Raw genomic sequence first — 26,611 nt, 5'->3', positions numbered from 1 at the left:
CTACTGATTATGTATGTAGAACCCAAAATAGCGATTATCGGAGGTGGAAGCTGGGCAACAGCTTTGGCAAAAATATTACTGAACAATGTTGAAAGCATTAATTGGTATCTCCGAAGTAGTGAGAATATTGAGCAATTCAAACGGTATAGGCACAATCCAAACTATTTAAGAGGGGTTGAATTTGATATTGATCAAATCGTTTTCTTTAATGACATCAATCAAATTATTGAAGACTCAGATGTGTTGGTGTTAACGATTCCTTCGGCTTTTTTACATGATTCACTTAAGGATCTGACAGCCGATATCAGTAATAAATTCATCGTGTCAGCCATTAAAGGAATTGTTCCTGAAACCAACCAGATTATTGCAACCTATTTAAAAGAAAGCTATAAAGTTCCGTACGACCGGATTGGTGTGATTGCCGGGCCCTGTCATGCAGAGGAAGTGGCACTCGAACGTTTGTCGTACCTGACAATTGCCTGTCCGGATATCAAGCGGGCTCGCGATTTTGCATCCAGATTAGAATGCCCTTATATCCGTTCGCATGTTTCCGACGATATCTTTGGAACAGAGTACGCATCGGTATTAAAAAATATTATCGCCATTGCCTCGGGCATTGTGCATGGTTTGCGCTATGGTGACAATTTTCAGGCAGTACTTGTAGCCAATGCCATTCAGGAAATTAAACGTTTTGTCGATAAGGTACATCCGATAACCCGCGATATTAAGAGCTCTGCCTATCTGGGCGATTTACTGGTAACTGCTTATTCTCAGTTTTCGAGAAATCGCACGTTTGGTGCAATGATTGGAAAAGGATACACCACCCGAACCGCTCAGATTGAGATGCACATGGTGGCTGAAGGCTATTATGCTACCAAGTCAATTCATGAGATTAATGAGGAATTCAAGGTGAAAATGCCTATTTGTGAGGCGGTGTACAATATCCTTTATGAAAATGTTCCACCCTCAATTGAGATCAGAGAATTGACCGGAAAATTGAGATAAACTGCGGAGAATATTGTCTGCTGGTTTTCCTGTTACATGCCATTCGGTTTATCATTAAAATAGTTCACCCTAAGCCTCTACACGTCAACCCATAAAAAAGAGGTACTCCATCTGGAATACCTCTTCATTAATCAGATCAAAATTTCGTTATCGCATTTCTTTATATGCATTGATCAATCCATTGGTTGATGCATCGTGTGTCGAAACAGATTCTTCATTTGTTAATTCAGGAAGAATATTGTTGGCCAGCTGTTTCCCCAGTTCGACACCCCACTGATCGAAACTGTAGATGTTCCAGATAATCCCCTGAACAAATATTTTGTGTTCGTACATGGCAACCAAAGCACCCAGTGTATGTGGTGTTAGTTTTTTAAATAGAATGGAGTTGGTGGGGATATTTCCCTGGAAGATTTTAAAATTCTTTAATGCCTGAATTTCTTCGTCCGATTTTCCGGCCGCTTTAAACTCGGCCACGACCTGAGCTTCCGTTTTTCCGACCATCATCGCCTCGGTTTGTGCAAAAAAGTTCGCTAACAACTTCGGATGATGATCACCAAGTTGATTGTGGCTAATCGCCGGAGCCAGGAAGTCGCAAGGAATTAACTTGGTTCCCTGGTGGATCAGTTGATAAAAGGCATGCTGACCATTGGTACCCGGTTCGCCCCAAATAATCGGGCCGGTTTGATAGTTCACGGGCTCTCCGTTACGATCGACATATTTTCCGTTGCTTTCCATGTTTCCTTGCTGAAAATAAGCCGAGAAACGATGCATGTACTGGTCGTAAGGAAGGATTGCTTCCGTTTCGGCACCATAGAAGTTGTTATACCAAACGCCAATTAAAGCTAATATGACCGGAATGTTTTGATCAAAATCAGTTGTTTTAAAGTGATTGTCCATGGCATGTGCTCCTTCAAGAAACTCGACGTATTTATCGAAACCAATAGCACAAGCTACTGATAAGCCGATGGCCGACCAAACCGAATAACGACCACCTACCCAATCCCAAAAGCGGAACATGTTTTTGGTGTCAATACCAAAGGCAGAAACCGCTTCGGCATTTGTAGACAATGCTGCAAAATGATTTTTTACAAATGACTCATCGTTAGCAGCATTCAAAAACCAACTTTTAGCACTGTTGGCGTTGGTCATGGTTTCTTGCGTGGTAAAGGTTTTGGATGCGACAATAAATAAAGTGGTCTCAGGATTAACCAACTTTAAGGTTTCAGCAATGTGTGTGCCATCTACATTCGATACAAAATGCAGATTTATATTTTCCTTTTTGTATGATTTTAAGGCCTCAATGACCATCAATGGACCCAGGTCGGAACCTCCAATGCCAATATTTACAATATCGGTAATGGCTTTGCCGGTATATCCTTTCCAATCACCTGAAATGATGCTTTCGGAAAAGTTTTTCATTTGCTCCAATACCTCATTAACTTCAGGCATTACATCTTTGCCATCAACCAAAATGGGCGTATTGCTGCGGTTACGCAAAGCTACATGAAGCACCGCGCGATCCTCAGTGACATTGATTCGTTGACCCGAAAACTCGCTGGTGATGGCTTCTTTCAAACCACACTCTTCAGCCAACTGTAACAACAACGACAACGCTTTGTCATCCAATCGGTTTTTAGAGAAATCCAACAGGATATCTTCAAACTTTAATGAGTATTTCTCAAAACGTGAAACATCATTGGTAAACAGGTCTTTTATTTGAGTGTTTTTAAACGAAGCATAATGCTCCTCCAGAGCCTTCCATGCTTTTGTTGTTGTGGGATTTATTTTTGGTAGCATATTGAGTGATTTTAGTTGTTATTTAATACAATAGTAGATGTCTGTTTTGCGAGCGATTACAAAGATAAAAAAAGCATTTTAGATTCAGCCCATTCTGTTTGGGCGATCAGCGATTCAGCATTTAATTTACCCTGATAGATGTTTTAATGTATGGCGATTTTTTTGAATCGCTGGTTCTTTTTGCTGTTGTTGGGGCGTTGCCCCAAACCCCCCCATTACTTTTTTGCCTTGATACCAAAAAGTAATCAAAAAAGATCAAGTCAAAGTTATCCTTCCTCGCTCGTCAGGATTTTTTCTTTCCGGCGCACTGCCCGGGATACCCGCCAAAAATCCTTCCCTCCTTCGCCGGCCCGGGCTACTTTGACAGGCCGTCGCCTTTTCACCTTTCGGTGAAGCGGGGGACTTGGCTGACCCAAGCTATGTGCTGGTCATCCTGAACTCGTTTCAGGATCTTTCAGCGGGTTACGATATCTTGACTCTTGGTTCTAATATCTAATATCTTGTTCTCTTTGCTTATGTTGGGGCGTTGCCCCAAACCCCAAATACTTTTTTGTCTTGATACCAAAAAGTATTCAAAAAAAATCAAGTCAAAGTTATCCTTCCACGCGCGTCAGGATTTTTTCTTTCCGGCGCACTGCCCGGGATACCCGCCAAAAATCCTTCCCTTCATCGCCGGCCCGGGCTACTTTGACAGGCCGTCGCCTTTTCGCCTAATGGCGAAGTTGGGGACTTTGCTATCCTTAGCAGAAGTGAAATCCGCAATACTTATGGTTGAGTAGCAGCAGGATCGTATCTGTGGTCAGCCAGCTCAAACAGTTCGGTAACTATTCATTACGAACAACAAAATCGACCTTTTGCTCATTTATTTACAAGGCGCTATTGTTTATTTAGTTCAATAGCGTTATCTTGGTTCACGATTCAGGTTCAGCACCCCATAATCAATAGCACAGGCGAGGAATACCGATAACAACCGAAGAACCGGGGCAGGGTTGAGCAGAATCATCGGTTAACAGCTACCGGAAAAGAGAACGCTATTGACAAACAAGTCGGCATGGCCGGGCAAAAAATAAAAACAGATCTACTCAACCATTGCTGCGGTAGTGGTTATGCCGGAGAATTATCCGACAATTAATAAGAAGGCCGCCTGTGCCGTGGAAAGCTTTCAGGCGACCCCCTGTGATAACAAATTACCAATTATCAACATTCAAAGTTATGAGTTTAAATGAATCAAAAAAACGCGATTTTGTTTCCCAGTTAATTGTTGTTCTGGATCAAAACGCACAGTTACTAACCGACAAGGGCTTCGACCCAACGGCGAAAATCGATCAGCTAAAAGCAGAGCTGACTGCGGCTGATGATGCCGAAGGAAAACAACTTGAAGCAGCTGCAGCTGCCAAAGATGCCACCAAATTAGCGAATGAAACGCTTGACACAGCTTACACCGATGGTTCAGCGACAGTAGACCTGATCTCCGGATTACTTGGCAAAAGCGACAACCTGGTTCTCGAAATCAAAAAATTGCGCAGAAGCAACAACTCGAAACCCAAACCGAGCCCAATTCAACCGTAATCCGTGTAAATCCGCTTCAGCGATGAGGCGGATTTTTTATGCTCTAATGCCGGGAAACGATAACCGAAAACCCGGTTCACCGGGGTTCTTGCCAGCTACAAAACAGGCATGAAATACACACGCTGCGCAAGAGCTTCATCGCTCTGCCACACAGAATAGACATGTTGCTCTTTGGGATAATAGACATTCTCGAACGCAGAATGATTATTCCATAGGAAATATCGATGATTCCGAAGAAAATAATCTTGCTGACCTTTGGAATGGTCTTGCTGACCTTTGGAATAGCTTTGCTGCCATACGGAATTATCTTTCTGCGCCGTGTCAGAAGGCCTCTGCGCTATGGAATGAGAGCAATTCCCAACATCAAAAAACAACGGATGGCTTATGGGTAAAGGGTTTTGGAGAAATTGACTCCCGGATGAGTTAAAACGCATACCCGTCAAACGCTTTCACCGCCATACCATTTCCTCCCGAAAAACTGATCCCACCTACTCGTTTCCGCTTCGCTCAAACGAGAGGAAGCTAGGAGTACCGGCGTAGCGAGAGTATCAAATTTGTTTTGTAAATTGGAGCATGATAAAACTGAGAGGAATTGTTTTTTGTATGCTGGTATTTTTAGCGATAGATATGAATGCACAGGATATCAGTTCAGCGAATGAAGTCATCCTTAACGAATGTTTTCAGATGATTGATTTGTTTGAGAAGAAAGATATGCAAGGGGTTGAATCGATGCTCAATGAAAAATATCACATGGGTTATACCGACTCGGAGCTTGACAGCCTATCGAAAAAGTATGATGAAGTGAAGGCGCAATACGGTGCTATTGATGCCGAAAAAGTAAGTGTTGCCGAAAGTCTTGGAGAAGAGGAGCAGGAGGAAATTGAGAAGCGCGTTTCCGTGTTGTTTCATTTTGGTTCGAATGAGAAGAGCAAGTTGAGTTTTGATTATCAACTCAAGGATAGCCACTACTCTTTAAAGTCGATAACGTTTTTTACGGTTGAAAAGGAAACGATGGATCAAACACCTGAAGGATCATGATTTACCGCTGGCCCTCGTTTCCGCTTCGTTCAACCGAGGGGCAGTTTGTGACCCCGGCCCTGGCGGACTCCATTTTAACCGATCGAACGATCTTCCACAGCCGGCCATTCCATCGCCGGGTGTGTTTTAGCGGCTCAGCGTTACGCTCACCTTCTCAATTTGCCCGCCCATTGGAGGGTTCATTTTCGAGATTTTGACCCGCGCATGTTCAATAACGGAAAACCCGGCATACAACTGATTTAAAATACGGGTGGCGACGTTTTCGAGCAAATCAGAAGTGATGGCCATTTCTTGCTTAATCAATTCATACACCTTTTGGTAGTCCAGGGCATCTTCCAATCGATCCGATTTTCCGGCAGCTTCACAGTCGGTTTCGATACTGACATTCACAATAAATTTGTTCCCAACTTCTTTTTCAATCGGATAATGCCCGTGGTAGGCATAAAATTCCAATCCTTCCAGATCAATTTGTCCCATTTTATTCTAAATAGATTTTCAATGTAAATTGTTGGGTGCAAAATTAAGTTTTCTTTGCTACTTTTTCATTTTATAGGCACTAAAAACCATTTGTGCAGAATCATTTTATATTTTTGTTTCTTTAAATTAATTGATGACTTCTATGAGCGAAAAAACTCCTGAAAAAGATGCGGTGGTGAAAAAGAATTTTATCCGCCAGATTATTGAAGAAGAATTGAAAGAAGGGAAGAATGATGGAAGGGTGCATACCCGCTTCCCGCCGGAACCAAACGGATATTTGCATATTGGGCACGCGAAGTCAATTTGTCTGAACTTTGGAACTGCTCAGGAGTATGGAGGAATAACCAATTTGCGATTTGACGATACCAACCCCTCGAAAGAGGAAACCGAATATGTTGAATCGATCAAGAAAGATGTTCGTTGGCTGGGCTTCGATTGGGGAGAACGTGAGTATTTCTCATCGGATTATTTTGATAATTTGTATGCGTTCGCTGTCAAGCTAATAAAAGCGGATAAAGCCTATGTGGATGATCAGGATGCTGAAACCATCAGTGCCCAAAAAGGAACACCAACACGACCAGGATTTGAAAGTCCGCACCGGGAGCGTTCGGTCGAAGAAAATCTGGATCTTTTTGAGCGGATGCGTGGTGGCGAATTCAACGAAGGCGAAAAAGTGTTACGTGCAAAAATAGATATGGCATCGCCCAATATGCACATGCGTGATCCTATTTTGTACCGGATCATGAAAACGCCTCATCATCGCACAGGAGATAAGTGGTGCATTTACCCGATGTATGACTTTGCGCATGGTCAGGGCGACTATTGGGAAGGAATCACTCATTCGATTTGCACCTTGGAATTTGAAGTTCACCGTCCGTTATACAACTGGTTTATCGATCAGTTGAAAGAAGGGGAGTACAGACCCCGTCAGATTGAATTTGCCCGCTTAAACCTCACCTACACGGTGATGAGTAAGCGTAAGCTGCTTGAACTGGTCAAAGAGAACTACGTCAATGGATGGGACGATCCGCGTATGCCGACCATCTCCGGATTGCGACGTCGGGGATATACTCCGGAATCAATCCGCAATTTTGCCGACCGCATTGGTGTTACCAAAGTGGACGGAATGATTGACGTTGCTTTGTTGGAGCACAGTGTGCGTGAAGATTTGAATAAAAAGGCGCAGCGCGTAATGGGTGTACTAAATCCGTTGAAAGTTGTTATCACCAATTATCCCGAAGGTCAGGTTGAAGAGCTGGATGCGGTTAATAACCCCGAAAACCCGGATGCCGGAAAACGCAAAGTGCCTTTCTCGAAGGAAATCTATATTGAGCGCGATGACTTTATGGAAGATCCACCGCGCAAGTTTTTCCGACTGGCTCCCGGGCGTGAGGTGCGCCTTCGGTACGCGTATTACCTTACGTGCAACGAAGTGATAAAAGACGAAAGCGGCGAAATTACAGCCTTACACTGTACCTACGACCCTGAAACCAAAGGCGGTAATTCACCTGATGGACGGAAAGTGAAAGCAACATTGCACTGGGTGTCTGCCAGCAATAATGTTGAGGCTGAAGTTCGCTTGTACGATCGTTTATTTTTAGACGAAGAGCCTGATGGACACAAGGATCGTGATTTTAAAGAATTTCTGAATCCTGATTCGTTAACCGTTTTAAAGAAATGCTACCTGGAGCCATTTGTGAAAGATGCGAAACCATTGGATTCATTCCAGTTCGAGCGATTGGGGTATTTCAATGTTGACCCGGACAGCTCAACGGATCAGTTGGTGTTTAACCGCACGGCTCCTTTGCGGGATAACTGGTCAAAATTTAAAGGGAAATAGTTGATATTGAAATCAAATACAGGCGAGACCATTGAGTTCTCGCCTTTTTAATGATCGAAATTGCTTCTTACCGATTATTCACTTCCATTAACCGATCATCTTTTCTCAGGAATACCTGGAATTGCTAGTTTTACCGTAGAAATTAAAGGTCGTGCATCATGGAAACATATCATCACTGCAGGTCAGAAAGACATCATGCAAGAGAACGAAAGTCACGCGGTTCTTTTCTGGGAACCGTTTTAGTAGTTATCGGAATTCTTTGGATTTTAAAAGAAATCGGCTGGCAACTTGGCTTGCCGGGCTGGCATGTCGTTCAAGATGCCGGAGCCAGCTTCCTGAATATTTTCCACTTTGGAGCTATTTCAGTTACCTGGCCGGTTATTTTGTTGCTCGTTGGTGTTTTACTCATTGTAGGGCGAAGGCTAATTGGTGCACTATTTTTGGTGTTCGCCATTTTGTTTTTGCTACCTCACCTCATCATTCCCGGAATTTTACTGGTACTCTTTTTTCCCCTGATTCTGATTATTTTGGGAATTGTGTTGATTAGCAAACTTTTTTAGCATTTTTGAGCTGAATTTTACTTGTGCGAAGAATTGAATCTGAATTTATTTTCGAAGGATACAAAGGCTGGATATTATGAAGGATAGAGAAAGAGGAAATAAAAGATATTACTTTGGGCTGATACTCATCAGTATAGGAGCAATCCTGATTTTGGAACGATTGAACCTGATTCCCTGGAGTATTGCTGACTTGCTCATATCATGGCAAACGTTGTTAATTGCAATTGGCGTATTCTCCTTGCTTGGAGGTAACCGAACAGGAGGAACCATCATGATTGCCATTGGAGGTATTTTTCTGGTTCCTGAACTTGTTGATATACCTCATGAAATACGCAGGCTTTATTGGCCTTTATTGTTGGTTGGTGCGGGAGTCGCTTTAATTTATCGGCACAAGGGGTGTAAATCGCGGATAGAGCATGGCGTGGGTCAGCAGGACCTGAATCAGTTTGATGATTTTGTGATTTTTGGTGGGCGCGAAGTTTTCATCAATTCGCAGGATCTGAAAGGAGGCCGGTCGACATCGATCTTTGGTGGAATCGAGTATGATTTGAGGCAAGCCACACTTTCGCCTCAAGGTGCTTATATCGATACTATTTCCGTGTTTGGAGGCTGCAGTATAAAGGTGCCGCTGGACTGGAATGTTCGCAATGAGGTCACTACTATTTTTGGTGCTTTTACCGATAAACGAGGCGATACCTTCCGACATTCGCATTACGATCCATCAAAGACACTGGTCATTCGAGGTTTTACAGTTTTTGGAGGTTTTGAAGTGAAGCATGTATAATTGAACCGATGAAGCACCCTTTCATTAATAATAAAATACTGATGCTCTATTATGGGGTGTTTTGGTTGGTTATTGGGGTGAGCAATATTTCAATTCAATACTTTTGGTATGGAACCGATCTGATTAGTTCCAGCTTATCGGCTTTCATTTACTTTGTTATTTACCCGGTTCTGGGAGCCAGTATTTGGTTTATCATCAAATACAACAGTTTAGAAGAAAATGAGCTGACCTGGGTTCTTCTTTATCATTTAATTGGGGCTTCAATCTTAAACGCCATCTGGATTTACCTGGGCTTTATCAGTATTAAGGTCATCGACTCCGGAAACCTCTATTTGCTATATGATACCTTGCCCGGCCGGATCTTTTCGGGTTATGTGATGTACGTTATTTTCGTGCTGTTTTTTCTGGCCATCAACTACTATCAAAGTCTGAAAGAAAAGATCAAGAAGGAAGCAGAGCTGAAATCATTAATCCGCGAAGCTGAGCTAAGTGCCTTGAAATCACAAATCAATCCCCACTTTCTTTTCAATAGCTTGAATTCGATTGCTTCGCTAACGATGAGCTTTCCTGAAAAAGCACATGAAATGGTGATCAACTTATCCCGGTTTATGCGTTATGCTTTGCAGCATGACCAGGACGAAACCGTTTCGTTGAAAGATGAACTGGAGAATATAAAACTGTACCTGAGTATTGAAAAAGTGAGGTTCGGGAAAAAATTAAATCCTGTTTTTGAAGTCGAAGAAAGTTGTCATAACTTTCAGATTCCGAATATGATTTTGCAACCATTATACGAGAATGCCATCAAATATGGGGTGTACGAAGCAACGGAGCCTGTTAGCATAACAACAAGCTGTGCGACCGAAAATGGAAATATGTTGATTGTTATTGAAAATGATTACGATGCGGAGAGCATCAGAAACAGGGGAGAGGGAATCGGCCTTCGGAATATCAGACAACGATTGGAACTTATTTACGGAACCTCTGAACTTATTCGAATTACGGATTTGAAGACAAGCTTTAAAATTGAATTATTACTACCCAAAAAAATACCGGTATGAAACGAGCATGTAAAGGCCATTACACACAGGAGAGTCATTATAAGCGAGTTCCATCGAGTACCGTTGAAAATATTAAATTATAATGAGATGAAAGAAGAACTAACAGCATTAATTATAGAAGACGAAGAATTGGCCAGAAACCTGTTGAAGTCGTATTTAAAAGATCATCCCAAACTCAACTTGATTGGTGAGTGTGAAAATGGCTTTGAAGGCGTGCAAAAAATCAATGAGCTCAAGCCGGATCTTGTTTTTCTAGATATTCAGATGCCGAAAATTACGGGGTTTGAAATGTTGGAGTTGCTCGATCATAAACCTGAAATTATTTTCACAACCGCCTACGACCAATATGCCTTAAAAGCATTTGATTACAGCGCTGTCGACTATTTGCTGAAACCATTTTCGAAAGATCGGATGATGGAAGCCATCGAAAAAGTTGCCGACCGGATTGGGAATAATGAAAGCACCGGTGATAAGCTGGAGCAACTCAGCAGCTATGCGGTTAATGAATACCTGGAGCGAATTGTCGTGAAAGATCGTCATAAAATAAACATCATTCCGGTTGATCAGGTGCGCTACCTCGAGTCGATGGATGATTATGTGTTGATTTACACCTCAGCCGGACGCCATATGAAGCAAAATACGATGAAGTACTTCGAGGCGCACTTGAACCCGAAAGACTTCATCCGAATTCATCGTTCGTACATTGTGCGGGTTGAGTGTATTGCCGAAATTCAGCAATATGAAAAGGAATCGTACATCGTCATTATGAAAGATAAAACCAAATTGAAGGTGAGCAAAACCGGGTATAAAAAAATAAAAGAGGCACTTCATTTTTAAAAGAATTGAGCCGGAATGGTTCATTGGTTTAGTTTTAAATTAGTTTTATTTCAAAGTCCTGTTATAGTTGCAGGACTTTTTTACTTTTACCAGCTTAAAATAACAACATGAAGCGGATTCTCCTGTTTGCGATATTTAGTATTCCTTTCGTCGGTTTTGCTCAAAATGAAGTTAAGCCGGAAGGAGATAAATTGTTGTGGTTTGTTGCTGTTTTCGTTGCAATTCCACTGTTATATATTATTCTGAGTCGGGTCTTTAAGAAACCGAATAAGCTAAAAGGCAAGCCCGTTTCTGTTAAAAATAGTCAATTGAAAATTGAACTGTTGAAAGATCGTAAGTTCAAACCCAATGTGCTGACATTGAAAATCACAAACAACAGTAAAAAGGATATCGATTTGAAGGCGCCAATACTGACGTTTCGGAAAATATGGACGAAACGTAAGTTCAAGTTAAAAGGGATTAACCGATACGTAATTTACCCACTTTTTCTTGAAGCCGGGAAAACGCATGAACTACGCATCGACTTAAGTGTTTTTTATAATCACGATCGAAAGCTAAAACGGTATTTCTGGTCGAAAATTCGGGTGTTCGATACAAACGGGAAAAAATATTCATCTTCCTACATCACCCTTCAAAAAAGTTTATTTTCATAAATGAGAGACTGGACATTTAATCATATCGATTTTTCAATCTACCCTTATTACCGAGGTGATGACTTGGGTGTACTTTATTCACCTGAAGAAATTCTTGTCAAGCTGTGGACTCCGGCAGCAAAGGAAGTCGAGTTCCGGTTGTACGAGAAAAGCTCGGGTGGTAGCCCTTTCCGGATCGAAAAAATGGCTGCAACACCAAACGGGGTTTGGCAGATTCGACTGGATGGCGATTTTAAAGGTCGTTATTTTACCTTCCGGGTAAACGACGGTGAGTGGTTGAATGAAACGCCGGGTGTAGATACAAAGGCTGTTGGCTCAAATGGGAAACGCGGTTTAATCTACGATCCACAGGAAACGAATCCCGAAGGTTGGGAACACGATCAACCGCTCGAACCCAAAAATCCGGTGGATGCCGTTTTGTACGAGTTGCACGTGCGTGATTTTTCAATAGCCCCATCATCAGGAATGAAGCAAAAAGGCAAGTACTTAGCTTTTACTGAAACTGGAACAAAAACACCCCGACAGCTAGCTTCAGGCATTGATCATTTAAAAGAGTTGGGAATTACGCATGTTCATTTGCTTCCGGTATACGATTTTTTTACGGTCGATGAAAATTATCCCTATCTGAAATACAACTGGGGGTATGATCCTCTTAATTACAATGCACCCGAAGGAAGTTATGCCACCAATCCCGACAATATTTCCAGAATCAAGGAGCTGAAACAGTTGGTTCAGGCTTTACACGCTGCCGGTATTGGCGTGGTGATGGATGTTGTATATAACCATACCGGCTATACCCGACGCTCGTGGTTTAATCAAACGGTGCCGGGCTATTATTACCGGCAAAATAAAAACGGGAAGTTTGCCAACGCCAGCGGATGTGGAAACGAAATCGCTTCGGAGCGGGCAATGGTTCGCAGATACATTATCAATTCGCTGAAATACTGGGCTTCGGAATTTCATCTGGACGGTTTCCGTTTTGATTTGATGGGGATTATGGATATTCAGACGATGAATGAAATCCGGTGGCATTTAGATGAGCTTCGCCCCGGCATTCTGTTGTATGGCGAAGGGTGGGCGGCAGACTATAGTCCGATGGATGAACGATACCGGGCCGTGAAACATCACGTGGTCAATTTAAATGGAATAGCCTGCTTTAACGATGATATGCGCGATGCTATAAAAGGAAACAACTTTGATGAGAAAAGTCGTGGTTTTGTAAATGGTCGGACCTTAAACGAAGAAGCAGTCAAGTTTGGGGTTGTTGCGGCTTGTTATCATCCGAGTATTGTTTACGGTTATGTTGAAAGTTCGAAACATGCCTGGGCAAAAGAACCCTGGCAGTGTGTTAACTATGTGTCGTGTCACGATAACTTTACCTTGTACGATAAATTGCGAATGAGCTGCCCCGATGCCACTGTGGAGGAATTGAAGAAAATGCAAAAGCTTGCCGGAGCGCTAATTTTAACGTCGCAAGGCATTCCGTTTTTACATGCCGGAAGTGAATTTTGCAGAAGCAAAAAGGGGAACCACAATTCTTATAAATCACCGGATTCGATTAATCAGATTGACTGGAACTTAAAAGATGAGCACGTTGATGTGTTTAACTATTATAAAAAATTGATTGAATTGCGTAAGAAGATTGGTGTTTTCAGGATGCAGTCGGCTGATGAAATCCGCAAGTATCTGAACTTCTCACAAAACTATCAGCCCGGAGTTTTGGCTTATTCTTTTTTAAATTGTCAGAACGAATTTAACTGGAAAACAATTCAGCTCATCTTCAATGCGAAAAAGGAACCTGCAATAATGGAGCTTGATGAGCACGATTGGCATGTGATTGCCCGTGAAGATGAAATCTGTTACGACGGGATTGATTGCCTGATTGATCGAAAAGCCATTGTTCCGCCTACATCGATGATGATTTTAGTAAAAGGGTATTAGAAAATCGCCAATAGCAGGTCGATATCTTTACTGGCAATATGGAGCTTGTCACCCAAGTCTTTGTTGGTTAAAATACCGTTGTAAATATACACACCTTTTCGGATTCCATTCGACTGCTTAATGTAATTCTGTACACCACCACTTTCGCCAATGGCAATGATAATAGGAGTCAAAACATTACTTAAGGCAATAGAAGCAGTACGAGCCACAATCGAAGCTACATTATGCACACAGTAGTGAATAACGCCGTGTTTGACGTAAGTCGGATTTTTAAGGTCGGTTGCCTTACTGGTTTCAAAGCATCCACCTTGGCTGATATTCAGATCAATAATTACGGAGCCTGGTTTCATACTTTTCACCATTTCTTCAGACACTCTAAAAGAAGGGTTGGAATTGAAAGACATGGCACCTAAAACGACATCAGCCGATTTTAACGCTTTTCGTATTACATTCGGGTACAAGACCGAAGTAAACACCCGTTGTCCCAGCTTCGACTCCAGCTCTTGCAGGTTAAACATATTATCATCGAAAATTTTAACCGTTGCTCCTAAACCAAGGGCTGCACGGGCTGCATATTCGGCAGCTGTGCGGGCTCCCAAAATAACCAGTTCTGTTGGTGAGATTCCGGTTACCCCACCTAAAAGGACTCCTTTCCCATTTCTGGAATTACTGAGGTATTCGCTGGCTAAAGTAATTGATGTTGCTCCCGAAATCTGGCTCATCAGTCGTACAACAGGCAAACATTTGTTTTCGTTTTCCATGTACTCGTAGGCAATGGTTGTCACCTTCTTTTTCATGAGTTTTTGAACCGTTTCCTGGCAATGCGTGCTGAGGTGCATATTTGAGATGAGTGTTTGATGACCTCTCAATAAATCAACTTCCTCGGAACTAAAGGGAGCAACACGAATAATAACGTCGCACTGAAAAACTTCTTCATGTTTATCCACCACAATAGCTCCAGCTTCCCGGTATTCTTCGTCAGAATAACTGGATGCTTTCCCTGCATCAGTTTCAATATAAACTTCGTGGCCGTACGAAACCATCAATTCAACAGCTTCGGGTGTGAGTGGAATACGGTACTCAATTTTTGAAAAATCGGAAGGAATACCGATGGTAATTTTCTTTCCTCGCCTACGAATTTCCAACATCTCTTCTTTGGGTAGAAGCAGAGATTTTATTTCCGGGAGTTGTTTTTTTTCAGTCATTCAGGAGAAATTTGACGTTCAATTTACTCTTTAAAAGTATTTTTTCAAAAAGATTTAGACGATATTAGCTGTAAGCTGCCTTCTTGAAGGGTCAAGAACTTCAATTTTTACTTCAACAATATTTTCGGGCAGCAAGGGCTCAATGTTTTCCGGCCATTCCATCATGCAATATTTACCACTATACAAATAGTCATCAAAGCCAATGTCCAGAGCTTCTTCAATGTCTTTTATCCGGTAAAAATCGAAATGAAAAATCCGCTCGTTTGTCGATGTACTGTACTCGTTTACTAACGCAAAAGTAGGACTGGTTATCGGATCAACCGAACCCAACTGGCGGCACAAGGCTTTGATAAAAGTCGTTTTTCCTGCACCCATTTTGCCATAGAAAGCAAAAATCCGTTCATTTGGAAAATGATTGAGTAAGGATTTTGCAGCTGTTTGAATTTCTTCAACTGAATTAATGTGAATTGAAAACATGCTTTTTCGTTCTAATTGATGCAAATTTAAGTAAAGTTCGTTTTAAAAAAGACAAAGGCTGATCTTTGTTCGATTTATGTTTTGAAAAATTGTGTTACTTTTGATGCAAATACAATTCAATCGATCATTATGAATCTGCCAGAAAACTTAAAGTACACAAAAGAGCACGAATGGGTTCGTGTTGAAAAAGACAGTGTTTATGTTGGTATTACCGACTTTGCTCAAGGAGAATTGGGGGACATTGTTTTTGTTGAAATAGAAACTGAAGGAGAAGATTTGCCAAAAGGTGAAACCTTTGGTACTGTTGAAGCTGTAAAAACTGTTTCAGACCTTTTCATGCCTGTTGGTGGTAAGGTTGTTGAATTTAATGCGGCGTTGGAAGATGAGCCAGAATTGATCAATAAGGATCCATACGAGAAGGGCTGGATGATTAAAATTGAAATGAGCGATACAGCTGATTTGGATGACTTGATGGATGCCGCAGCCTATAAGGCGATGCTGGAAGCTTAATTTTTGATAATTTCGCTGCCTTTTTATTTAAGGAAGGCAATCTTACGATATTAATCCCTGAGGAATTTTTCCTTGGGGATTTTTTTTGTGGTTTGCATTTGACTTTTTTTAGTCGGGAGTAAAAAGCTTTTTGTATTCGACAGTGGCGATTGAAAACAGGCACAAAAAAAATCCGGCACAATGTCCGGATTTTCGTTATTTGAGATTAAATTATTTTCTACAATGATTTGGCAACTTCAATTTCATGGAAGGCTTCAACCATGTCACCTTCTTTAATGTCGTTATATCCTTCAATGTTTAATCCGCATTCGTAACCTTTTTGTACTTCTTTCACATCGTCTTTAAAGCGTTTAAGAGATCCTAAAGTACCAGTGTAAATCACAATACCATCACGAATTAGACGAACTCTGGAAGAGCGCATGAATTTTCCATCGCGAACAATACAACCTGCAATCGTTCCTACTTTCGTAATCTTGAAAGTCTCCAAAATTTCAGCTGTTCCCAGAATTTCTTCTTTAATTTCCGGAGAAAGCATTCCTTCCATGGCCGATTTGATTTCGTTGATCGCATCGTAGATGATTGAATACAAGCGGATGTCGACTTCTTCTTTTTCAGCTAACTTACGAGCTTGCAAACTAGGTCGAACCTGGAATCCAACAACAATTGCATCAGAAGCTGTTGCCAGCATAACATCTGATTCGGAAATGGCACCAACCGCTTTATGAATTACATTCACTTGAATTTCTTCGGTCGATAGCTTAATTAATGAATCAGACAGTGCTTCGATTGATCCATCCACGTCACCTTTAACAATCAGGTTCAGTTCCTGGAAGTTTCCAATAGCAATACGTCGTCCAATTTCATCAAGTGTAATGTGTTTCTGTGTACGTAATCCTTGTTCGCGTGCCAACTGCTCACGTTTGTTTGCAATTTGTCTGGCTTCACGTTCGTTTTCAAACACGTTGAATTTATCTCCTGCCTGTGGAGCTCCATCCAGCCCAAGGATAATTACCGGCTCCGAAGGACCTGCACTTTCGATTCGTTGATTTCGTTCGTTGAACATGGCTTTTATATGGCCATAATATTGACCGGCAAGCATAATATCGCCTTGGTGTAAAGTTCCATTCTGAACCAACACGGTGGCAACATATCCACGTCCTTTATCCAGAGATGATTCAACAATTGTTCCGGTTGCCCGTCTGTCTTTATTCCCTTTCACTTCAAGCATCTCTGCTTCCAGCAGTACTTTCTCAAGAAGCTCGTCGATGTTAACACCGTTTTTGGCCGAGATGTCCTGACTTTGATACTTTCCTCCCCATTCTTCAACAAGGTAGTTCAAGTTAGCCAGTCCTTCTTTTATTTTTTCCGGATTAGATCCTGGTTTGTCAATTTTATTAATCGCAAAAACAATAGGAACGCCTGCTGCTTGCGCGTGATTAATAGCCTCTTTTGTTTGAGGCATGATATCGTCGTCAGCTGCAACAATAATAATTGCAATATCAGTAACCTGTGCACCACGGGCACGCATTGCTGTAAATGCTTCGTGACCGGGGGTATCCAGAAACGTAATCATACGTCCGTCTTCCAGACTTACGTGGTAAGCTCCGATGTGTTGGGTAATCCCTCCGGCCTCACCGGCAATTACGTTGGCATTTCGGATGTAGTCAAGCAAAGACGTTTTACCGTGGTCAACGTGTCCCATCACCGTTACGATTGGAGCACGTGGGTGGACTTCATCCGGTTCGTCATCCTCTTCAACACCGTCTAAAATATCGGCACTGACAAACTCAACGTCGTAACCAAATTCTTCTGCTACAATTTGCATGGTCTCTGCATCGAGGCGTTGGTTGATTGAAACAAACAGGCCAAGGCTCATACATGATGAGATAATTTCGGTAACTGTAACATCCATCATGGTTGCCAATTCCGAAACTGACACAAATTCAGTAACTTTTAATATATTTTTTTCCGCACTTTGCTTTTCGACTTCAGCAGCTGCTTTATCACTTGCAGCTTGTCGTTTATCGCGGCGGTATTTTGCACCTTTTGATTTTTGTTTGCCTGAAGTAAGACGCGCTAACGTATCTTTAATTTGCTTTTGTACATCTTCTTCAGTAACCTCTTTTTTGATGACTCGGCGCTTGCCCTTTGCTCCTCCGGGCGCTTGTTGCCCGCGGCCACGTTTTTCAACATTTATACGAGGTCCGGCACCGGGGTCTTTTTGAATCCGGCGACGTTTTTTCTTGTTTGCTTGAGCATTGTTGTCGCTGGAAGAAGCAACGGGTTTTTTCTTAATGTCGATTTTTCCAACCACGTTCGGGCCCGAAAGTTTCTGGACATTTGTTTTGTGGTCTTTTCCTTTTTCTTGCTGCCCCTGACGTTTTTGTTTTTCGCGCTCTTTACGCTCGTCCTCTTTTTGTTTTTTCGTTTTCTTAGTGGGGCGGGTTTTTTGGTTGATCGAAGAAAGATCGATTTTCCCTACTACTTTTACTTCATCAACTTTTTTATTAGGGACATTTGTTTCAAGTGCTTCGGTATCCTTTTTAGGAGCTACTTCTTCTTCTTTAGGAGCTGCAGCTTCATCTTTTTTATCCTCAATTTTTTCTTCTACTTTCTCGGGAGTTGGCTTTGGCTCTTCCTTTTTTGTTTCGGCTTTCGGAGTGGCAATTTCCTCTGGCTTTTCCTGTTGTGGCTTAGGCTCTTTTTCTTCGTTTGCTTTCTTGTCACCTTTTTTGATAACAGTAGGTTTACCTTCCCGCTTCGGAGGGTTCATACTTTCTAAATCAATTTTGCCAACAACCTTGGGCTTGTTCGTTTCCGGAAGTTCTTCTTTTTCTTCAGTTGGTTGGGGCTTTGGCTCAGGCTTCGTTTTAGGAGCCTCTTTCTTAGGAACGTTCATGTTCTTAATACGAACTTCTTCCACTTCCTCTTCTTCCTCGAAATCCTCAGTGTCTGATTCTTCTGTAGAGGCGTCAGTATTGTCGAGTGAAATAGATTCATTTTTATGACGGTGACTCATCAGGTTTATTTTTTCTGACTCTTTTTTCAGACTGATATCACTTTTATACTCTTTTTCGAGCATGTGGTATGCATCTTCTGAAATTTTAGAGTTTGGATTTGTGTCAATTTCAAATCCCTTTTTATGTAAAAACTCAACAATTGTATTGATTCCCACATTAAATTCTCTTGCTACCTTACTAAGTCGCGTACTTTTTTTGCCAATTGCCATATAATCCCTATCTATTTTTATATCTTTTTTTTAAGTTCTTACGCCCAAAAACTATGCAATTTTAAATCCAATTTATTTAAATCCCAATAGTTTGATGTTATTTGTTTCTAATTACTCAAATTCAGAGCGTAAAATCTTTAACACATGATCAATTGTCTCCTCTTCCAGGTCGGTACGTTTGATCAAGTCTGCACGGCTTAATCCCAATACATTTTTAGCTGTATCGCACCCAATTGATTTTAGCTGATCCAAAATCCAACCTTCAATCTCATCAGAAAACTCATCCAGATTGACATCTTCGTCATCGGTAGCCATTTCACGGTATACGTCAATTTCGTAACCGGTTAGTTGGCTCGCTAAACGAATATTTAAACCTCCTTTACCAATAGCCAGCGAAACTTCTTCTGGTTTCAGGTATACGTCGGCGCGTTTAGCTTCATCGTTTAACTTGATCGAGGAAATTTTAGCCGGATTCAATGATCTTTGGATGAACAACTGAACGTTGGTTGAATAGTTGATCACGTCAATGTTTTCATTTTTAAGTTCGCGGACAATGCCATGAATACGAGATCCTTTCATCCCAACACAGGCTCCTACCGGATCAACACGTTCGTCATATGACTCAACAGCCACTTTCGCACGTTCGCCCGGAACACGAACAATCTTTTTGATCGTTATCAAACCATCAAAAATCTCAGGAACTTCCAACTCAAATAAGCGCTCCAGGAATACTGGAGATGTTCGGGATAAAATAATTAGTGGGTTGTTGTTTTTTAATTCAACTTTATAAACGACAGCCCTTAAATTATCTCCTTTTCGAAAGTAGTCCGATGGAATTTGTTCTGTTTTTGGAAGAATCAGCTCGTTGCCTTCATCATCTAAAACAAGAATCTCTTTTTTCCAAACCTGATAAACTTCACCGGTTACAATGTCGCCAATCTTACTTTTGTATTTACCGTAGATGTGGTCTTTTTCCAACTCCAGAATTCTACTGGCTAGGTTTTGACGCAAATTCAGAATTGCCCTTCTTCCAAAATCGTGCAATTTTACTTCGTCGGTTACTTCTTCACCAACTTCGTAGTCTGTGTCAATTTTTTTGGCTTCGGTAAGTGTAATCTGAAGATTTGGATCTTCAATTGCACTATCTTCAACAACCTCACGGTTGCGCCAAATTTCAAAGTCGCCCTTGTCGATATTTATAATGATGTCGAAGTTCTCGTCGGTTCCATATGCTTTTTCCAAAACATTGCGAAACACGTCTTCAAGAACACTCATCATCGTGACCCGATCAATGTTTTTCAGGTCTTTAAATTCAGAAAAGGTATCGATAAGATTAATTGTATCCATCTTGCCCTCGATTTAGAATTTTATTATGTTTTTAACTGTTTTCGCTTCGTCAAACGCTATACGATGAACTCGGGTAATAAGTTGCTTTTTCTTATGCCCCTCAACTCGCTCACGTTTTGTCGATTCCAATTCAAATCCATCCTGGTCAACGGTTTTTAGAATGCCTTCAAGTTTCTCCCCAGTTGTAAGCACCACTTCCATTTCCTGGTTCAGGTTTTTCACAAACTGACGTTGAGTTTTTAAAGGTTGCCCAAGTCCTGAAGAAGAAACCTGCAGTTCAAAATCTTCTTTCTCCCGATCCAGATTTTCTTCAACCAGCCGACTAATTTGAACACAATGGTCAATTGTAATCCCATTTTCACCATCCAATGTAACCTGTATCTGATTACTAGGAGTAACATCAATTTCAACGATGAACTGGTCTTCAGTTAGTTCGTCTTCAATGAGTTGGGCGATTTTGTTTCTGTCGATCATAAATTTCAAGTAACTAAAACAGGGGACTTTGGGTCCCCTGCAAACGGTATTGATCTTCCAATTGTCAGCGCAAAATTAGCAAAAGGAATCGAAAACTCAAAATGTGAAAGTTAATGATCATCAGTATTTCGGCACATTGCTAAAATAGCTGATTATTTGTAGATTGAGAGAGAACAAAAAAGTTTCTTATTTTTGCCGTCGCACATTCAAATAAAACAGCCGATAGCTATTGAAAACAAATAAGAGAAAGATTATCAACGATCCGGTTTTTGGGTTCATCACCATTCAATCAGAGTTCATCTACGATCTCATTGAGCATCCTTATCTCCAACGGTTGCGTCGAATTAAACAGCTCGGACTTTCCAATATTGTCTTCCCGGGAGTTAATCACACTCGTTTTGAGCATGCTGTCGGTGCTTATTATTTGATGCAGCTGGCGATCTCCAGCCTTCAAATGAAAAAAGTGAACATTACAGAAGAGGAGGCCGAGGCGGTAAGCTGTGCTATTTTGTTGCACGATATCGGGCATGGACCATTTTCTCATGCACTGGAACATTCCTTGGTTGATGGGATTTCACATGAGATGATCTCTCTTTTGATGATGGAAGAGTTAAATCGGCAGTTTGGCGGGAGATTGGATCTGGCTATTCGAATATTTAAAAATGAATACGAAAAGAGGTTTTTGCACCAGTTGGTAGCCAGTCAATTGGATATGGATCGGTTAGACTATTTGAGACGAGATAGCTTTTTCTCAGGAGTAACAGAAGGGGTCATTGGCTCAGATCGCATTATAAAAATGCTGAATGTGCGCAACGACAGTTTGGTGGTTGAGTACAAAGGAATCTATTCGATAGAAAAATTTCTGATTGCCCGAAGGTTAATGTACTGGCAGGTTTACTTGCATAAAACGGTTTTGTCGGCCGAGCACATGCTGGTGAAAGTACTTCAGCGTGCAAAAGAGCTTGTGATGGGTGGACACGATTTGTTTGCTACGCCGGGGCTAAAAGTATTTTTGGAAAAGCGGGTTACCATTGACTGTTTTGTGAATCAGTCGGTTGATGAGAAGAAGAATCTGTTAGAACTTTTCGTAGAATTGGATGACAGTGATTTGATTTCGGCCATGAAACAGTGGCAAAATCACGAGGATAAAATATTGGCCTATTTGGCGGGTGCAGTCATCAACCGTAAGCTTTTTCGCATAAAAGTTAAAAACTCGCCTTTTGCTCCTGGAAAGATTGAGAAGATCAAAAGTCAGATTCAACAGCGATGGGGGGTGGCTGACGATGAGTTAGATTATTTCCTTATTCATGACTCGATTACCAATAGCGTTTATGCTTCAGAAGGTGACAAGATTAATATTTTAATGAAGAGTGGGAAAGTGAAGGAAATAAACGAGGCGTCAGATATCAATTTATCGACTTTGTCGCACATGGTTCGTAAATATTTTGTCTGTTATCCGAAAGAATTGGACATTAATTAATTTAAACCTATTTTTGCACCGCTGCAAGAAATAAATTATGGAATTTAAAGCACAAAACATCGCTGAGTTTCTGAACGGAACGATTGAAGGTGATGAGAATGTTAGCGTAAACAATGTTTCGAAAATTGAGGATGGAAAAGCGGGAACACTGGCTTTTTTGGCAAATCCGAAATACGAACGTTATATATATGAAACCAAGGCTTCTATTGTCTTGGTTAATACCAGTTTTAAGCCCGAGCAAGACGTTAAGACAACACTGATTCGAGTGGAAGATCCTTACCAGGCATTTGCCTCTTTGCTTGATTTATACGAGCAAGCGAAGAAAATGAAAACAGGTATTGAACAGCCGTCATTTATGGATGATTCTTCGAAGGTTGGAGAGGATATTTTCTTCGGAGCATTTGCGTATCTGGGAAAGAACTCCACACTCGGAAATAACGTCAAAATTTACCCGCAAGTATACATTGGTTCTGATGTTACCGTTGGAAATAATACCATTATTTATGCCGGAGCTAAAATCTACGATGGCTCTGTAATTGGTAACAATTGTATTATTCATGCCGGAGCTGTAATCGGATCCGATGGATTTGGTTTTGCACCAACACCTGATGGAGCTTACAAAAAGATCCCGCAGGTCGGGAATGTGATTTTGGAAGATGATGTTGAGGTTGGAGCAAACACAACAATTGACTGCTCAACGATGGGCTCAACCATTATTCGGCAAGGCACCAAGTTGGACAACCTGATTCAGGTAGCCCATAATTGTGAAATCGGTGAAAATACGGTAATCGCAGCACTTGTTGGAATCGCAGGCTCAACGAAAATTGGGAAAAATTGCATGTTTGGAGGTCAGGTCGGAATTGCAGGCCATTTGACCATTGGAGATAATGTAAAAATAGGAGCTATGGCTGGTGTTTCTAACGATATTAAATCCGATCGGACAGTCCTTGGTGCACCGGCGATGGATCATGATAAAGCTTTAAAAACCTACGTTGTTTATAGGCGCCTTCCACAATTGCGCGATCAGGTTAATGATTTGCAAAAGGAAGTAAAAGAACTAAAATCGAAATTAGGCAAAGATTAAGTTTAAGAAATCGACTTGGGAATGACAATTAAGCAGAACACTTTAGCCCGCGAATTTTCATTGAGCGGCAAAGGATTACATACGGGAGTGCAGGTAAATATGACTTTCAAACCAGCTCCCGAAAACCATGGAATTAAATTTCAACGCGTAGATCTTGAAAATCAACCCACTCTGGAGGCTGACGCTAATTTAGTGATTGATACTTCAAGAGGAACAGTTATCGGAAAAGGAGATGCCCGTTTGAGCACCATTGAACATGCAATGGCTGCACTTACAGGAATGGATCTGGATAATGTGTTGATTGAAATTGACAATGAGGAAGTTCCTATTCTGGACGGTAGTTCGAAGCCTTTTGTTGAGGCTATTGAAAAGACCGGAGTAGAAGAGCAAAATGCCGAACGGGAGTATTTTGAAATTACGGAGAAGATCGTTTACAAAGACCCCGAAACGGGAGCCGAAATAATTGGCCTTCCGGATTCAGAGTATAATTTGAATGTGATGATCTCGTTCAATTCCAGTGTGTTGAATAATCAATTCGCAGTACTGGAAAAAATGAGTGATTTTAAATCTGAAATTGCTGCATGCCGTACATTTGTTTTTGTTCGCGAATTGGAATTTCTTCTTCAGAATAATTTGGTGAAAGGTGGCGACCTGGATAATGCCATTGTAATAATGGATAAGGACATAAGCCAGGAAGAGCTAAACCGACTGGCTGATTTATTCAATCACGAACATGTTGAAGTTAAAAAGGAACAAGGAATTTTAAATAATCTTGATCTTCAGTTTGAGAACGAATGTGCCCGCCATAAATTATTGGATATTGTTGGCGATTTGAGTTTGGCAGGAAGACGAATTAAAGGCCGTATTATTGCTACAAAACCCGGGCATAAAGTGAATACCGAATTTGCTAAGCTACTGAAAAAGGAAATCAGAAAATTTGATGCAGAGAAAGAAATTCCTCGATACAACTGTTCGCAAAAACCATTGATGTCAGTAAACGACATCAAAACATTTTTGCCACACCGGTTCCCCTTTTTGTTGGTTGACAAAATCGTAGAAATTAAAGATAATTATATTGTAGGAGTTAAGAATGTAACGGCTAATGAACCTTTTTTTCAGGGGCATTTCCCTGACGAACCAATAATGCCAGGAGTTTTATTGATCGAGGCGATGGCTCAGTGTGGAGGTTTATACGTTTTACACGATAAAAAAGAGAAGTACTCAACCTACTTTATTCGAGTAGATAATGTTAAATTTCGGCAGAAAGTTGTTCCGGGAGATACACTTCTATTTAAAGTTGAGTTAGTTTCGCCAATCAGAAGAGGAATTGCCAATATGAAAGGAACAACATATATTGGTGATAAGATTGTTGCTGAAGGCGATTTTATGGCACAGATAGTAAAGGCTTGAAGAAATTATTGAAAACAATTATAGCATGAAACAACCATTAGCTTACGTACATTCAGAATCAAAGGTGGCTGAGAACGTGGTGATTGAACCATTTGTTACCATTGATAAGGATGTCATTATTGGGGAAGGTACCCGTATTGGTTCTAATGTAACCATTATGCCTGGAACCCGAATTGGTAAGAATTGTCGAATTTTCCCCGGTGCAGTTATTGGTGCTGTTCCTCAGGATTTAAAGTTTAAAGGCGAATATACAACAGTAGAAATTGGAGATAACACAACCATTCGGGAGTGTGTAACAATCAACAGAGGAACAGCAGCCAGAGGAAAGACTGTGGTTGGTAGTAACTGCTTGATTATGGCCTATGTTCACATTGCTCATGATTGTGTTGTGGGAAATAATGTGATTATCGTTAATAGCACGCTTTTGGCCGGTGAGGTAATTGTTGACGATTGGGCAATTATTGGTGGAATGTCTGGTATTCATCAGTTTTGTCACATCGGTTCGCATGTAATGATCTCTGGTGGATCATTGGTGCGTAAAGATGTTCCTCCATTTATAAAAGCGGGACGCGAGCCTCTTTCCTATGTTGGAATTAACTCAATCGGTTTGCGCAGAAGAACTTTTAATAATGAAAAGATTCGGGAGATACAGGAAATTTATCGGTATATCTATCAGAAAGGATTGAACACAGCACAGGCTGTCGAAATCATTGAAGCAGAAATGTCGGCAACTCCTGAACGTGATGAAATTCTGTTATTTGTAAAAGACTCGAAACGTGGAATTATTCGTGGTTATTACCCCGATTGATTTTCACTTTAATTAAAATATGGGGAACCCGGTTTTAACCGGGTTTTTTTGTGCAATTTTCTCAGTGCCAGTTTGTGTTTTTTGCAGGCTACTTCACCTCGCAGGCATTTGCAATTTTCAGATTAAACACCGAAGGGTATTTTTGCATCAGTTGTTTCATGCAGTTGTTCAGAACCGGCATCACAACATCGTAATTTCCCCCAATCTGAGTACTCATCATTCCCACTGCAAGCGATAGATTTTCATGTTGTTTAAGTAGTTCTACCAATTCGAAAACCGGTTGGTCGTAATTGGTCACAAGCGGATAGTAACTTATTTCTACTGTGATGTGCATTGTTTTTGCTTTTGAACAACAGCTGCCATAAATACACCTGCTATTGTTGGTTGACTGTTTCTTTGATCGAGTAATTTCAAATTCGAAGAAAGATAAACACTTTCAGTGATTGTCGGTTTGCCAATTGATGATAGCTGTTTATAAAGTATTGATTGGGTCATAAAATCCCCGTGTTTATAAACCGGATCCTGATTTTTGATTTTACCTAAGGTTGAATCGGCATTCAAACATCCTGCGATTAACCATCCGTCAGGTTTTAGCACACGTTTAATTTCGGATATAGCCTGAGGAATATCGCCGCAAAACTCCAATGCCGTGATCACCGCAACCTGATCAAAATGGTTATCAGGAAAAGGTAATTGTAAAACATCAGCATTGAATAGTTTTACATTCGGAATCGATTTTGCTCGAATCTGTTGCAGCATGGCTTCTGAGATGTCAGTAGCTGTAATCTGAAACCCCAGTTGGCTGAAAAAAGATGTCCAGTGTCCAGTTCCACAGCCTATCTCCAAAAGCTTACCAGGGATTATGGGGTTTATTAAATCTTGAATGGCTTGTTTTTCGAGAGCGTCAATTTCTTCACCTTGCTCGGTTGTGTAATAGGAATCATACTCCTGGGCGACTTCCTTTTTTTCAAAAATATTCATATAAACAAGGGAATTGAATTTTGATTTCAGAATTTGAATTAGCACGA

Annotated in this window: 24 protein-coding genes; 15 read left to right on the top strand and 9 right to left on the bottom strand. The window is 41.1% G+C overall.

Annotated elements, in window-relative coordinates; translation table 11 throughout:
- Positions 1-9: 9 nt before the first annotated feature.
- On the top strand, positions 10-1,005 hold the full coding sequence (locus tag GR929_RS08495; RefSeq protein WP_159518745.1) for an NAD(P)H-dependent glycerol-3-phosphate dehydrogenase: 996 nt from the start codon (positions 10-12) through the stop codon (positions 1,003-1,005).
- Positions 1,006-1,152: 147 nt separating this feature from the next.
- Here GR929_RS08495 and pgi read toward each other — a convergent pair whose 3' ends face one another.
- Positions 1,153-2,802, bottom strand: a complete 1,650-nt coding sequence (gene pgi, locus GR929_RS08490; RefSeq protein ID WP_159518743.1) for a glucose-6-phosphate isomerase — start codon at positions 2,800-2,802, stop codon at positions 1,153-1,155.
- A 1,212-nt stretch (positions 2,803-4,014) separates the two neighbouring features.
- On the opposite strand from pgi, the gene GR929_RS08485 reads away from it, so the two are divergent.
- Together GR929_RS08485 and GR929_RS08480 are read left to right on the top strand one after the other, a co-directional pair.
- Positions 4,015-4,371, top strand: a complete 357-nt coding sequence (locus tag GR929_RS08485) for a hypothetical protein (RefSeq protein WP_159518741.1) — start codon at positions 4,015-4,017, stop codon at positions 4,369-4,371.
- A 573-nt stretch (positions 4,372-4,944) separates the two neighbouring features.
- Positions 4,945-5,409, top strand: coding sequence for a hypothetical protein (locus GR929_RS08480; protein ID WP_159518739.1), 465 nt, complete (start codon positions 4,945-4,947; stop codon positions 5,407-5,409).
- Positions 5,410-5,535: 126 nt separating this feature from the next.
- Here the strand turns inward: GR929_RS08480 and folB are convergent, their stop codons facing one another.
- Entirely contained in the window at positions 5,536-5,886 is a 351-nt protein-coding gene (gene folB, locus GR929_RS08475) for a dihydroneopterin aldolase (protein WP_159518737.1), read from the bottom strand.
- 142 nt (positions 5,887-6,028) lie between these two features.
- Between folB and GR929_RS08470 the strand changes: the two genes are divergently transcribed.
- The 7 genes from GR929_RS08470 to pulA all read left to right on the top strand — a co-directional run bounded on the left by GR929_RS08470 (position 6,029) and on the right by pulA (position 13,559).
- The gene (locus GR929_RS08470) at positions 6,029-7,726 is read left to right on the top strand and encodes a glutamine--tRNA ligase/YqeY domain fusion protein (RefSeq protein WP_159518735.1); all 1,698 of its coding nucleotides are present in this window, start codon (positions 6,029-6,031) and stop codon (positions 7,724-7,726) included.
- Between the two features lie 158 nt (positions 7,727-7,884).
- Positions 7,885-8,286, top strand: a complete 402-nt coding sequence (locus GR929_RS08465) for a hypothetical protein (protein WP_159518733.1) — start codon at positions 7,885-7,887, stop codon at positions 8,284-8,286.
- A 76-nt stretch (positions 8,287-8,362) separates the two neighbouring features.
- The gene (locus tag GR929_RS08460) at positions 8,363-9,070 is read left to right on the top strand and encodes a LiaF transmembrane domain-containing protein (RefSeq protein WP_159518731.1); all 708 of its coding nucleotides are present in this window, start codon (positions 8,363-8,365) and stop codon (positions 9,068-9,070) included.
- An 8-nt stretch (positions 9,071-9,078) separates the two neighbouring features.
- On the top strand, positions 9,079-10,128 hold the full coding sequence (locus GR929_RS08455) for a sensor histidine kinase (RefSeq protein ID WP_159518729.1): 1,050 nt from the start codon (positions 9,079-9,081) through the stop codon (positions 10,126-10,128).
- 87 nt (positions 10,129-10,215) lie between these two features.
- Positions 10,216-10,965, top strand: a complete 750-nt coding sequence (locus GR929_RS08450; protein ID WP_159518727.1) for a LytR/AlgR family response regulator transcription factor — start codon at positions 10,216-10,218, stop codon at positions 10,963-10,965.
- 107 nt (positions 10,966-11,072) lie between these two features.
- Entirely contained in the window at positions 11,073-11,618 is a 546-nt protein-coding gene (locus GR929_RS08445; RefSeq protein ID WP_159518725.1) for a hypothetical protein, read from the top strand.
- Positions 11,619-13,559: a type I pullulanase gene (pulA, locus tag GR929_RS08440; protein ID WP_159518723.1), complete on the top strand. Its 1,941-nt coding sequence runs from the start codon at positions 11,619-11,621 to the stop codon at positions 13,557-13,559.
- Here the strand turns inward: pulA and GR929_RS08435 are convergent.
- Together GR929_RS08435 and tsaE are read right to left on the bottom strand one after the other, a co-directional pair.
- On the bottom strand, positions 13,556-14,764 hold the full coding sequence (locus GR929_RS08435) for an alanine dehydrogenase (RefSeq protein WP_159518721.1): 1,209 nt from the start codon (positions 14,762-14,764) through the stop codon (positions 13,556-13,558). The genes pulA and GR929_RS08435 overlap by 4 nt on opposite strands.
- Positions 14,765-14,818: 54 nt before the next feature.
- Entirely contained in the window at positions 14,819-15,241 is a 423-nt protein-coding gene (gene tsaE / locus GR929_RS08430) for a tRNA (adenosine(37)-N6)-threonylcarbamoyltransferase complex ATPase subunit type 1 TsaE (protein WP_159518719.1), read from the bottom strand.
- Positions 15,242-15,370: 129 nt separating this feature from the next.
- On the opposite strand from tsaE, the gene gcvH reads away from it, so the two are divergent.
- On the top strand, positions 15,371-15,751 hold the full coding sequence (gcvH, locus tag GR929_RS08425) for a glycine cleavage system protein GcvH (protein WP_159518717.1): 381 nt from the start codon (positions 15,371-15,373) through the stop codon (positions 15,749-15,751).
- Between the two features lie 217 nt (positions 15,752-15,968).
- Here gcvH and infB read toward each other — a convergent pair whose 3' ends face one another.
- From infB to rimP, 3 genes are all read right to left on the bottom strand, one after another.
- Positions 15,969-18,980 carry a translation initiation factor IF-2 gene (gene infB, locus GR929_RS08420; protein WP_159518716.1) on the bottom strand — a complete coding sequence of 1,004 codons (3,012 nt, stop codon included), beginning with the start codon at positions 18,978-18,980 and terminating at the stop codon, positions 15,969-15,971.
- Positions 18,981-19,091: 111 nt separating this feature from the next.
- The gene (nusA, locus tag GR929_RS08415; RefSeq protein WP_159518714.1) at positions 19,092-20,327 is read right to left on the bottom strand and encodes a transcription termination factor NusA; all 1,236 of its coding nucleotides are present in this window, start codon (positions 20,325-20,327) and stop codon (positions 19,092-19,094) included.
- Between the two features lie 12 nt (positions 20,328-20,339).
- Positions 20,340-20,801 (bottom strand): ribosome assembly cofactor RimP, encoded by a 462-nt coding sequence (gene rimP / locus GR929_RS08410; RefSeq protein ID WP_159518712.1) that lies wholly within the window; start codon positions 20,799-20,801, stop codon positions 20,340-20,342.
- A gap of 229 nt (positions 20,802-21,030) precedes the next feature.
- Between rimP and GR929_RS08405 the strand changes: the two genes are divergently transcribed.
- The 4 genes from GR929_RS08405 to lpxA are packed head-to-tail and all read left to right on the top strand — an operon-like array spanning position 21,031 to position 25,583.
- On the top strand, positions 21,031-22,281 hold the full coding sequence (locus tag GR929_RS08405) for an HD domain-containing protein (RefSeq protein WP_159518710.1): 1,251 nt from the start codon (positions 21,031-21,033) through the stop codon (positions 22,279-22,281).
- Positions 22,282-22,318: 37 nt separating this feature from the next.
- Entirely contained in the window at positions 22,319-23,365 is a 1,047-nt protein-coding gene (gene lpxD / locus GR929_RS08400; RefSeq protein ID WP_159518709.1) for a UDP-3-O-(3-hydroxymyristoyl)glucosamine N-acyltransferase, read from the top strand.
- A gap of 21 nt (positions 23,366-23,386) precedes the next feature.
- The gene (locus GR929_RS08395; protein WP_159518707.1) at positions 23,387-24,775 is read left to right on the top strand and encodes a bifunctional UDP-3-O-[3-hydroxymyristoyl] N-acetylglucosamine deacetylase/3-hydroxyacyl-ACP dehydratase; all 1,389 of its coding nucleotides are present in this window, start codon (positions 23,387-23,389) and stop codon (positions 24,773-24,775) included.
- A 25-nt stretch (positions 24,776-24,800) separates the two neighbouring features.
- The gene (gene lpxA / locus GR929_RS08390) at positions 24,801-25,583 is read left to right on the top strand and encodes an acyl-ACP--UDP-N-acetylglucosamine O-acyltransferase (RefSeq protein WP_159518705.1); all 783 of its coding nucleotides are present in this window, start codon (positions 24,801-24,803) and stop codon (positions 25,581-25,583) included.
- Between the two features lie 88 nt (positions 25,584-25,671).
- Here lpxA and GR929_RS08385 read toward each other — a convergent pair whose 3' ends face one another.
- Together GR929_RS08385 and GR929_RS08380 are read right to left on the bottom strand one after the other, a co-directional pair.
- Positions 25,672-25,917, bottom strand: coding sequence for a thiamine-binding protein (locus GR929_RS08385; protein ID WP_159518703.1), 246 nt, complete (start codon positions 25,915-25,917; stop codon positions 25,672-25,674).
- Positions 25,902-26,564, bottom strand: coding sequence for a class I SAM-dependent methyltransferase (locus GR929_RS08380; RefSeq protein ID WP_159518701.1), 663 nt, complete (start codon positions 26,562-26,564; stop codon positions 25,902-25,904). The genes GR929_RS08385 and GR929_RS08380 overlap by 16 nt, the downstream gene beginning before the upstream one ends.
- Between the last annotated feature and the right edge of the window lie 47 nt (positions 26,565-26,611).

The sequence above is a fragment of the Sunxiuqinia indica genome (assembly GCF_009847015.1).
Lineage (GTDB): Bacteria > Bacteroidota > Bacteroidia > Bacteroidales > Prolixibacteraceae > Sunxiuqinia > Sunxiuqinia indica.
This window is presented reverse-complemented; position numbering and strand designations above follow the sequence as displayed.